Origin of the sequence: Mesorhizobium sp. M2A.F.Ca.ET.043.02.1.1, assembly GCF_003952405.1 — a bacterium.
GTDB lineage: Bacteria > Pseudomonadota > Alphaproteobacteria > Rhizobiales > Rhizobiaceae > Mesorhizobium.
This window is the reverse complement of sequence record NZ_CP034445.1, coordinates 6,222,760-6,234,716: the sequence shown is the minus strand read 5'-3', so window position 1 is coordinate 6,234,716 and position 11,957 is coordinate 6,222,760. Positions and strand designations below refer to the sequence as shown.

The 11,957-nt window shown below is 65.3% G+C and carries 3 protein-coding genes; all 3 read right to left on the bottom strand.

Annotated features, from left to right (window positions below):
* Positions 1-27: 27 nt before the first annotated feature.
* The 3 genes from EJ068_RS30005 to EJ068_RS29995 all read right to left on the bottom strand — a co-directional run bounded on the left by EJ068_RS30005 (position 28) and on the right by EJ068_RS29995 (position 11,764).
* The gene (locus EJ068_RS30005) at positions 28-822 is read right to left on the bottom strand and encodes a heme ABC transporter permease (protein WP_127249969.1); all 795 of its coding nucleotides are present in this window, start codon (positions 820-822) and stop codon (positions 28-30) included.
* Between the two features lie 219 nt (positions 823-1,041).
* Positions 1,042-2,811: a glucan ABC transporter ATP-binding protein/ permease gene (locus EJ068_RS30000; protein ID WP_126061235.1), complete on the bottom strand. Its 1,770-nt coding sequence runs from the start codon at positions 2,809-2,811 to the stop codon at positions 1,042-1,044.
* A gap of 373 nt (positions 2,812-3,184) precedes the next feature.
* Positions 3,185-11,764, bottom strand: a complete 8,580-nt coding sequence (locus EJ068_RS29995) for a glucoamylase family protein (protein WP_129554958.1) — start codon at positions 11,762-11,764, stop codon at positions 3,185-3,187.
* Positions 11,765-11,957 lie beyond the last annotated feature (193 nt).

Sequence of the window (11,957 nt, the reverse complement as noted above, 5' to 3'; positions counted from 1 at the left end):
CTGGAACACCCCTCATCCGTCTCGGCGCTAACGCGCCGATCCACCTTCTCCCACAAGGGGAGAAGGGGCACTCTCCGCCTGCCTTGCCGCCACTCTCCGCATCGCCGTCACCCGCCGCCTGAAGATCTCCGTGCGCATCGCCATCAGATGCAGGGCGAAGAACAGCACGGTGAAACCCAGCGCCATCACGGCGAGTGGCCATAGCATCGATGGGTCGATGGTCGGGCCCCCGAGGCGGAAGACGGAGGCCGGCTGGTGCAGCGTGTTCCACCAGTCGACCGAAAATTTGATGATGGGGATGTTGATGAAGCCGACCAGCGTGATGATGGCGGCCGCCCAGGCGGCGCGGCCGGCGTCATCCAGCGCGCGGGTCAGCGCGATGATGCCGAGATACATCAGGAAAAGCACGAAGACCGAGGTCAGCCGCGCGTCCCACACCCACCAGGTGCCCCACATCGGCTTGCCCCAGATGGAGCCGGTGATCAGCGCCAGCGCGGTGAAGGTGGCGCCGATCGGGGCCGCCGATTTCAGCGCGACATCGGCCAGCGGATGGCGCCAGACCAGCGTGCCCAGCGCCGAGATCGCCATGATCGTGTAGCACATCATGGCGAGCCAGGCAAAAGGCACGTGGATATACATGATGCGTACCGTGATGCCCTGCTGGAAATCCTCCGGCGCGGTGAAGCTCATATAGAGGCCCACGCCAAGCAGGATCACCGCGACCGCCGCCAGCCACGGAATGATCTTGTCGGCCAGCCCGACAAAGCGCGTCGGGTTGGCGAGATCGATCCAGCCGGAAAAGCGTGAAGTGGCGTCGCTCATGGCGACCTAAATAGACCCGCAGTGGCTTTGGGGCAATTGGGAGAGTGTCGCAGGATCGACCTCCCTTCCCCCTTGTGGGAGAAGGTGGATCGGCGCGCAGCGCCGAGACGGATGAGGGGTGTTCCAGCGGAGTGAGACACTGGCTTTCCCTGGAGCACCCCTCATCCGTCGCCTTCGGCGACATCTTCCCCCACAAGGGGGGAAGGGGGAGCTCTAGGATTACGCCGCTTCCGTCACCGGACGGCTGAGACGGCGGACCTCTTCGTCGTTGAGCAGGCCGCCGGCGCGCAGCAGGGCGGCGAAGCGGCCATTGCGCAGCGACAGCTCGGTGAAGCCGCCCATCTCGACCACCTTGCCCTTGTCCATGAAGACGACGAGGTCGGCGTCGCGGACCGTGGTCAGGCGGTGGGCGATGATGAACGTCGTGCGGTTGCGGCGCAGCTCGTCGATCGCTTCCTTGACGCGATCCTCGGTCTCGACGTCGAGAGCGCTGGTCGCCTCGTCGAGCACCAGGATCGGCGCATCCTTCAGCACGGCGCGGGCGATGGCGATACGCTGGCGCTCGCCGCCCGAAAGCTGGCCGCCGCGCTCGCCGACGACGGTGTCGTAGCCACTGCTCTTGGCCAGGATGAAGTCCTGGGCGGCGGCCGCATTGGCCGCGGCGTGCACTTCGTCATTGCTCGCATCGGCGCGGCCGACGCGGATATTGTCCTCGATTGAGCGGTTGAGCAGGCCGGCGTCCTGGAAGACAGTGGCGATCGAGTGGCGCAGCGACTTCCGGGTCACGGTCCTGGTGTCGATGCCGTCGATCAGGATACGACCGCTGGACGGCGTGAAGACCCGCTGCAACAGATTGATCAGCGTCGTCTTGCCGGCGCCGGTCGGGCCGACAATGGCGACCGTCTGGCCAGCCTGGACCTCGAACGAGACGTCCTCGATGCCATGGCCCGAATTGGCGAACTCGAAGCTGACGTCCTCGAAGCGCACATGGCCGGTGACGTTGGTGAGTTCGCGCAGGCCATCCGGCTCAATGGTCTCGGCAGCCGAGTCCTCAAGGCGGTAGAAATCCTCGAGCTTGGCGCGGGCCTCGGAAATCTGGGTGGTGAAAGCCGACATCTGGTCAAGACGGGCGATCAGCATCCCGGCAAAGCCGGTGAAGGCGACGACATCGCCGACGCGGAGCTGGCCGCGGGTGACGAGATAGGCGCCGATCGACAGCACGATCATCATCGAGATGGTCGACGACAGGCGGTTCAGCGCATTGGCGATCGCCCACCAGTCGAGCACAGGGTTCTGCGCGTCGAGCAGGTCCTTGACGTAACGCTTCAGCGTCGCGGTCTCGTGGCCGATGCGGTTGTAGCTCTGCAGCACGGCGACATTGCTGACGCTGTCGGAGACATGGGCAAAGACGGTGTGGTAGTGGCGCTCGACCGCAGTCTGCCCCGCCTTGGTGCGGCGCATGACGATACGGCCGATGCCGACATAGAGAATGCCGAGGCCGAGCAGCACGACGGACATGCGGATATCCATGGCAAGCGCGGTCGGCACCAACAGCACCAGCGCGATGGCCGTCGACAAATGCACGCGCATGAATTCGAGCCACAGGCTGAACAGGGTCTCGACGGCGCGCAGCAGCGTGTGCAGCGAGTTGGACGTGCCGCGCTGGTGATGCCAGGCAAGCGGCATGGTGATCACGCGCTCGAAGGACTGGCACAGCACTTCCGAGCGGCGGGCATGGGCGAACCGGTCGGCGCCGCGGGCCACTAGCACGAAGGCAATGACGTTGAAAGCACCAAGCGCGGCCCACACGGCGAGCGTCGAAAACACAGGGCCTTTCTCGGAGATGGCTCCGATCACCCTACCCAGCAGGATCGGCTCAAGGATCGCGATCGCCGCGAGCGCGACGTTGGCGCCGCAAATCAGCGCGACGCGCTTCTTGTCGGCCGCCAGATAACCCAGCGCTCTAAAGTAGATCTGCAGAAGTGACACTTCAGCTACTCCGCCAAACTCTTGTTTGTGCTCAATGCCCGAATTGTGCACCGCACCATTTTGTGACACGTAACGGTAAATGTGTCGCGAAACAATGCGTCGTCTATCCCTTCCGTTCCCATTTAGCGAACAAAAGATGACGACGGTACGAAATCTGACGTGATCACCTAACGGTTTGAGATAAAAGGTGAAATGTCAGCCTTGCGGCAAAATAGTGGCACTTCCTCCCCGCTGCCACATTTTTAATCACAGCCTGCTTGCTAGCCTGCCCTAAAGGAAGGCGCGCGATCGCGCGGGGTGCGGCGCCAAGTAAAAAGCGGCGATCGGCCGCGCACCCCGTAGGATGCGCGGCCGACAAGCCAAGCCTTTGATTTTACGCAGGTATCCTGACGACCACCTCAGCCTTGTCGCCGGCTTTCGGCTCGAAAGAGGCCGATTTTTTCTTCGAACCGTCGACTTCTAGCGAGATCGACTTGGTCTTTTTGTCGCGGATGACACGAAGCTTGATTTCACCGCCGAACATCTTGAGCGTCGCGGCGTAGCCGTCCCAGTGTGCGGGCAGCTTCGGCCTAAACGTGATCTCCTTGCCGCGCCGTTCGATGCCGAGGATGCCTTCCACCGCTGCGCGGTAAAGCCACCCGGCCGAGCCCGTGTACCAGGTCCAGCCGCCGCGGCCGCCCTTGCCTTCGCCGGAATAGATGTCGGCGGCCACGACATAAGGCTCGACGCGGTAATGCTCGGCCGCCGCCTCGTCCGAGGCGTGGTTGACCGGGTTCAGCATCGAGAAGCAGCGATAGGCTTCGTCGGTGCGGCCCATTTCGGCCAGCGCGATCACGAACCAGGTGGCGGCATGGGTGTACTGGCCGCCATTCTCACGCACGCCCGGCGGGTAGCTCTTGATGTAGCCGGGGTCGTGCTCGCTCTTCGAGAAGGGCGGCGTGAACAGCTTGACGATCTTGAGTTCGTCATCGACGAGCATCTCAATCGCCTGCTCCATGGCCGTCGTCGAGCGGGCCGGATCGCCCTCGCCCGACAGCACGCTCCAGGACTGTGCGATGGAGTCTATCTTGCACTCGTCCGAATTGTGCGAGCCGAGCGGCGTGCCGTCGTCGAAACTGCCGCGCCGGTACCATTGGCCGTCCCAGGCGGTGCTTTCCAGGGCCCGCTTCAGCACGTCCGCGTGCTTCAACCAGGTCTGCGCCCGCTTGGTGTCGCCCTGCCCCTTGGCGACAGGGGCAAAGTCGGTGAGCGTCTTCAGGAGGAACCAGCCCAACCATACGCTCTCGCCCTTGCCGCCCTCGCCGACACGGTTCATGCCGTCGTTCCAGTCGCCGCCGAGGATGAGCGGCAGGCCGGCGGGGCTGCTGCGCTTGATCGCAAGATCGAGCGCCCGCGCGCAATGATCATAGAGCGAAGCGGTGTTCTTGGTGATCTCGGGCGTGAAGAAGGCGTCATGCTCGCCTTCGCCGAGCTGCTGCCCGTCGATGAAGGGCAACTGCTCCTTGAGGATCGCGGCGTCGCCTGTCACCTCGATGTAGCGCGCCGTCGCATGCGCCAGCCAGACGACGTCGTCCGAGATCATGGTGCGCACGCCGGCATCGGTGCGCGGCAGCCACCAGTGCTGCACGTCGCCTTCCGGGAACTGCCGGCGCGCCGCATTGAGGATCTGGTCGCGCGCCAGCTTCGGATCGTGCGCCAGAAGGGCGAGCGTGTCCTGCAACTGGTCGCGGAAGCCGAAAGCGCCGCTGGCCTGGTAGAAGGCCGAGCGCGCGCGGATGCGGCAAGTCAGGCTCTGGTAGGGCAGCCAGTGGTTGACCATGGCGTTCATCGCCTCATCCGGCGTCTCGACCTGGATGGTGTCGAGGAAGCCGCGCCAGGCCTTTTCATTGTCGGCCAGGCGCTGGTCGAAATCCTTGCCGCGATGGGTCTGCACCAGCGCGCTTGCCTCAGCGGCCGTGGCCGCGTCGCCAAGCAGCCAGGACAGCGTGACGTCGCCGCCGGCGGGGATGTCGATGTCGCTGGCGACGACCGCGCAAGGGTCGTCGCCCGCCTCGATGCGACCGGAGAGCGCGAGCCCGCCCAGCACGGCCTGGGGATATTCGGTCGTGCCGTGCCTGCCGATGAATTCGGAGCGGTCGGCGGTCACCGAATGGATCGGATGGCTTGCTCCCAGGAAGGCGACGCGCTCGCCGAAGTCGAGGCCGTAGGGGTTCTGCGCCAGCATGGCCCCTGTTGCCGTGTCCCGCGCGGGCACGATGGTCGCCGCCGTGCGCGAGCGATGGCCGCCCAGTACCCATTCGGCATAGGCATAGACGCGCAGTCGCGCCGGCACGGATCCGGAATTCTGGATGCGCAACCGGCTGATCTTCACCGGATCGACGGGATCCACTACCTGCGTCAGGTCCATCGACAACGGGCCGCGCTTGGAGCGGAAGGTCGTGAAGCCCTGGCCGTGCCAGGTCTCGTAGGTCATCGACGGATCGCGGACCGTCGCCGCCATCGGCGAGAAAGCCTTGCCGCTGGCGTGGTCGAAGACATAGAAGCCCTCGCCCGGCCGGTTCGACACCGGATCGTTCGACCACGGCGTCAGCTGGTAGTCGCGGCTGTTGCGGCTCCAGGTGAAGCCGGCGCCTTCGGCCGAGACGTGGAAGCCGAAGGAGGCATTGGAGATGACGTTGATCCAGGGCTGAGGCGTCGAGCGCCTTCCGGTCAGCCGCGTGACATAGTGGCGGCCGTCGCCGTCGAATCCGCCATAGCCGTTCCAGAGGCTGAGGCCTCGGCCGTCGGCGGCGATGTCGGCTCCAGCCTGGCTTGCCGGCACCGGCAAAGGCAGCGGCGGGCTGGGTTCGCGCGGCGAGCCGCCCTCGGCCTGCAGCAAGGCATCGCGAGCCTGCAGCGCCGCGGTCTCGGCGCGTTCGAGCTGATCGAAGATCGTGCCGTTGCGGGTGTGAAGAACCACCCGCGCGACCGACAGCAAGGTCTTGTAGGTCGGCTCGTCCATCAGGTCGCGGCGCACCGCGAAAATGTGCTGGCGCGGCCCAAGCTCGCGGCCGCGCAGGCGGCTGTTCTCGCACAGCGTCTCCACCGCGCGCTGCAGGTCCTGCACATAGGACGAGGCCTGCTCATTGACGACGACGAAGTCGATCATCATGCCGCGCGCCCGCATATACTCCTGGAAGCGCAGCGCCTGGGCGACGATCTCGAGGTCGGCGACGTCGCCGATGCGGACGAGGAAGATTGGGAAATCGCCGGAGATGCTGGTCGGCCACAGGCTCGACTGGCGGCCGAGGCCCGAGGCGATGGATTCCGCCGGCAGGCGCAGGAACGGATCGGGATAGATCAGGTAGCGGGCGAGCTTCTGCACATTGGCGGCGTCGGTGAGGCTGAGGCCCAGATGGCGCGTCTGCACCTGGCTGCGCGTCCAGGCAAGCATCGCCTGGCGTGCGAAGCTCTCCTGATGGTCGAGCCGGGCGATCGCCTCGTCGAGCTCGGCGCGATTGGCGCCTACGGCGGTCCAGAAGGTCAGCGAGATCTTCTTGTTGGCCGGCACGCGGACCTGGCGGCGCAGCGCCGCCACCGGGTCCAGCGTGAAGCCCTGGCTGCCGGTAAGCCGGACGCCGGGGTCGAAGGCGACGGCATCGGCGATGGTGCGGCCGCGGCCGATGAAGGCGCGCCGGTCGGTTTCGGCCTCGGCATCGCGCGACGGGCCCGACGGGTCGGTGACGAAATGCACCATGGTGAGGTCGGGATCGTTCTTATCGCGCTTGCGCCTGGTGGCGAAGATTGCGCCGTTGTTCGGCGCGATCTCAGTCTCGACGAACATCTTGGAGAAGGCCGGATGCGCGTTGTCCGAGGCCTCGTTGCCCAGCACCAGCTCGGCGAAGGAGGTCACCTCGATATGCCGGTCGGTGGCACCGTCATTGAAGAGGGTGATGCGGCGGCCTTCGCCATTGCCCTCGGAAATGACGATGCACTCGACCTCGGAACGCAGCGAGCCGACGGACTTGGTGAAGCTCGCCTTGTCGTCGCCGAACAGCGTCTGGACGCGTTCGCCCTGGGCGCGCTTCGGCTCGGCGGTGGCGGACCACCAGTCGCCCGTCGTGGTGTCGCGCAGGAAGATATAGGAGCCAAGGCGATCCTCGCTCGGATCCGGCTGCCAACGGGTGACGGCAAGCTCGCCGAAGCGGCTGTAGCCGGAGCCGGTCGCGGTGACCATGACCGAATAGCGGCCGTTGGACATGACGTTGGTCGCCCGCAGCGCCTTGATGGGATCGAGGATGACGCGGCTGTCCGGGCTCTCCGTCTCGGTCTCGTCCTTGGATCGCTCGTCGGCTTCCGTCCTGACGGTCGCGGTCGGAATGTCGCGCGGCGCCTTCTCCTGCAGGAGAAGCTCGGCCGACTCGATCACCGGATCGCTGTGGAAACGCTCGCGCAGCCGGCCCTCGAAAATGGCGTCGGCGACAGCGGCAATCGACATGCCGGAATGGTGCGCCATATAGTTCTGCACCACGGCGTGGTCGGTGCCTTCAGGCACGCGCTGCGGCGTGAAATCGACCGCGTCGTAGAAACCGTGGCGGCCAAGCGCGCCGATCGAGCGCAACCGCTGCAGGTTCTGCACCGCCTCGCGCGGGCTGAACTGCGCCGCGAGAATCGTCGCATAGGGCGCGATCACGGTGTTCTGGCCAAGGCCGCGCTTCAGGCCGAGGCCGGGCACGCCGAAATTGGTGTACTGATAGGTGAGCTCGCGGTCGCGGGCGTTATAGGCCGCTTCCGAAATGCCCCAGGGCACGTTCTTGGAACGCGCATATTGGATCTGGCGCTTGATGATGAGCTTGCTGGTCTGGTTGAGGATCGAGCCCTGCGGCTCCTTCATCACCAGAGGCGGCATCAGATACTCGAACATCGAGCCCGACCAGGACATCAGCGCGCCCTGGAAGCCGATCTCGACGATCGGGCGTCCGAGACGGAACCAATGCTCGGTCGGCAGGTCGCCCTTGGCGATGGCGAACAGGCTCGTCAACCGCGCCTCGGAGGCGAGAAGGTCGTAGCAGCTTTCGTCGAGCTGGCGGTCCTCGACGCGGTAGCCGATCGAGAGCAGCTTGCGCTCCTGGCGCATCAGGAAGGAGAAATCCATCTCGAAGGCGTAGCGGCGGCAGCGCTCGCGCAGAGCGAGCAACTTGGCGCGCAGAGCGGCGACGGCGCTCTCGTCATTGTGCGAATCGTGCACATGCGCCTCGCAGGTCGCTTCCAGCCTGGCCGCCCAGTCGGCGATGACATCGCTCTTGGGCGAGGCCGCCTCGGTGTGGATCGCGGTGGCGAGCTTGCGGATCTCGCCGGCGAGCACGGCAAGGTTGATGGTGCGGATGGAGGCCATCTCCGGCTGCGCCTTGATGGTCGCAACCGCGCGGCGCATGCCATCGAGACGGTCGGCCAGGCGCTGGCGCAGCGGCCGCAGCTGCCGGCGGTCGTCCGGCAGCTCTTCCAGGCTTTCGTCGAGGATGGTGACGGTGTCGATGATGCCTTCGAAATCGCCCTGCAGATGCACGGACGGCGCTTCGGCCCATTCGGCGCAGGAGGCGGCAACCGCGACCAGATGTCCGGCGAGATTGCCGCTGTCGACCGCCGAGATGTAAAGCGGATAGAGCGGCTTCAGCGTCGTCGTGTCATACCAGTTGTAGAGATGGCCGCGGTCGCGCGGCATGTTCTCGATGGTCGTCATCGTGGCGTCGATGCGGGTGATGGCATCCGACAGGCTGATCCAGCCGAAATCGCGCGCCGACACCACTGAGAGCAGATAGACGCCGATATTGGTCGGCGAGGTGCGCGGCGCCACCACCGGCGCCGGGCTTTCCTGGAAATTGTCCGGCGGCAAATGATGCTGCTCGGTCGTCACGAAGGTCTCGAAATAGTGCCAGGTGCGGCGCGCGAAGGTGCGCAGCACCTGGATGTCGGCGCTCGAGATGCGCAGCCTGTCCTCGGTCTCGGCCGAGCGGCTGATCCAGCAGGCGACGGCCGGCGAAGCGATCCAGAAGATGGCGAAGAAGAAGGCGACGAAGGCGCCTGTGGAATCGGCCAGCACCGGAATAGCCAGGCCGACGACTCCGATGATCACCGCGCCATACATCATGCCGTAATAGGCGCCGAGATCGTTGCCGCCCTTGGCGGCCTGCGAGGCGGTGCGCCATTCGAGCAGGTTCTGCCGGCTGACGAAGAGGCGGTAGATGGTGCGAATGATGGCGTCGCCCATCATCCAGGCGAGATGCGCCATCAAGAGCACCTTCAGCGCCACCAGCGCCGTGCCGAAGACGGTGTCGCGCGCAAGCGCCGAGAAATGGCCGCGCGGCGTCTGGTCGCCGCTCTTGGGCAGGATCCCGTTCACGATGTCGAAGGTAGGCGCCATGAACAGGCTGAGGATCATAAGCGCCTGCCACTGCGCCGCCTGGGTGAAGGGCAGCAGCGTCCAGCCGGCGACGCAGGCCATGACCCAGAAGATCGGGGTGACCGAGCGGCGCAGATTGTCGACCATCTTCCAGCGCGACAGCGCCGGCACGCCGGAGCGCGGGTCGAAAATGTAGCCGAGCAGCTGCCAGTCGCCGCGCGCCCAGCGGTGATGGCGCGAGGCGTCGACGGAGTAGCGGGTGGGATAGTCCTCGACCAGCTCGACGTCGGTGACCAAAGCGGCGCGCGAGAGCGCGCCTTCGAGCAGGTCGTGGCTGAGGATGGTGTTTTCGTCGATGCGGTTCTTCAGCGCCGCCTCGAAGGCGTCGACATGATAGAGGCCCTTGCCGGTGAAGGAACCGTCGCCGAAGACGTCCTGGTAGACGTCGGAGACGGCGAAGACATAGGGGTCGAGGCCGCGATTGGCCGAGAAGACGCGCTGGAAGAAGGAGGCATCGTCGCCGCTGGTCAGCGAGGCGGTGATGCGCGGCTGCAGGATCGTGTAGCCCGCGGTGACGACGCGCTTGACTGGGTCGAAATGCGGGCGGTTCAGCGGATGGGCGAGCTTGCCGACCAAGCTCGAAACCGCATCGCGCGTGGTGCGCGTGTCGGCGTCGAGCGTCATCACATAGACGACCTTTTCCGGCAGCGGCACGTCGAGCGGCAGGAAGGTGGTGTCGCTGTCGCCACGCAGGAGAAGGTTCAGCTCATGCAGCTTGCCGCGCTTGCGCTCCCAGCCCATCCAGCAGCCCTGCGCCTGGTTGTAGAGCCGGCGGCGATGCAAGAGGTAGAAGCGCGGCGAGCCTTCCGACGGATAGCGGGCGTTGAGCCTGGCGATCTCGTCGCGGGCATATTGCAGGATCTCGATGTCGGCGGCGTCGATCTCGGTCTTGGAATCCGGCCAGTCGGACAACAGGGCGAAATGGATCTCTTCGGCCGTGTTGGCGAGGTGGTGCACCTCGATGTTGCGGATGTTTTCCTCGACGTCGTCGCGCGAGCCGATCAGCGAGGGCACCACGACCAGCGTGCGCGCCTCGGCCGGGATGCCGTGCTTGTTGTAGTCGTAGCCGACAAGCCGGGTGGGTTTGAGGAACAGCGCCACGACGGTGTTGAAGAAGGCCAGCGCGCCTTCGCTTGCCGGCACTGCGAACAGCGCCAGCATCAGCGTGATCGATTCCACCGACAGGCCGAGATTGGCGAGCGCCCTGCCCGACAGCACCAACAGCAGCGCCGTCAGAAGGAAAACCGGGCTGACGATGCCCATCCAGCCGGCGCTGGCAAAGGCACGCTTGAAGGTCACATAGAAAGGCGGCCGGTAGCCGATCGCCTTTTCCAGCTCCTGACGGCGCGGCCCGACCAGGAAGAACCCGACATCGGTGTGCACGTCCGGATCCGCTGTCTCCGGCACGCCGGATGCATTGGTGACGCCGGGCGTGTGGCCGGCAAGCTCGATCGCCTTTTCGGCCACCCGATATTCGGACAGCTCGGAGCGCCGCGCCAGTTGCTCGATCGCGGTGCGGTACTGGTCGCGCGAGAAGAAATCGAGGTCGGCGAAATCGGTCTTCTCACGCAACAGCGTGTCGATGCGGCTGACGCCTTCGAACCAGACCGTCCAGTCGACGTCGTTGATGAGGCGCAGGCCGCGGATGATGTTGCCGGTGGTGACATTGCCGCTGGAAAGCGTCTGATGCTCGGAGATGATGATCTCCTCGGCGTCGGAGCCGGTCTTTTCCAGCTCTCCCTCCAGCCATTCCAGCGCCCGGCCGGCGTTCTGCGACCCGTCGCGCAGGCGGTAGAGCAACTGGGTGGCAAACGTGGTGTCCTGCGCATGCGCGCTGTAGTTGGACAGGATCCTGGTGCGGTCGGCATTGTCGTCGGTCGCGAGAACCCGGTCGGCAACCTCGTTGGCGATGTGTCGCATCTGCCTGGTGCGGTCGACGCGCACGGCGATGCGACGCAGGTTCTCGATCAGCACGAAGCGCAGTAGCGAGGGCAGCGCCCAGAGCTCGCCGATCTTCATCGGCTCGACCGACTGGAAGCCCTCGACAATGGCCTTGAACATGTTGGCCGAGACCGAGCTGTCGGAATGCTCGACATAGCTCCAGGCAACGACGAAAGCGCGCGGCAGCACCGTCCCGTCGCCGAGCGTGAGCGTCGGCAGCTGCCGATAGAAGCGGCGCGGCAGGTCACGCTTCACCTGGAAGATGGTCTCCTCGACCAAATAGTTGTTGTCGAGCAGCCATTGCGCGGCCGGCGTGATGGTCTCGCCCTTGGCCTGGGCGGCATTGGTCGAACGGTAGACTTCGAGGATCTTCTTGGCGCTGTCGCGGATGCGGGCCTGGAACTCGAACGGGGCGAGGCCGAACAGGTCCTTGACCTCGCCCTTGGCTAAAGCGACGCCCAAGGCGCGCAGCCGGTCCTCAGGGAGGAAATTGGAGCGTATCGGCGCTTCCGTCACCAACGGGAAGCCGGCGCTTGTCTGTTCGATCTTGTTGGGATTGGTCTGAATGTTCATTGAAAATTCCGTAAGCGGGGGCGCAATGCGGCGTCACCGCCACGGCAATGGCCCTAAAACCGGTTCAATTGCAATTGGTTGCATGACTGATCGGCCGAAAGTTTGTTCTGCGCACCACAATAGGGGCGTGCCCTTTCGACAGCTCGTGGGCTAACGCCCCTCGCTCTTCGCCCCCGGTTGGATCAGGGCAAGG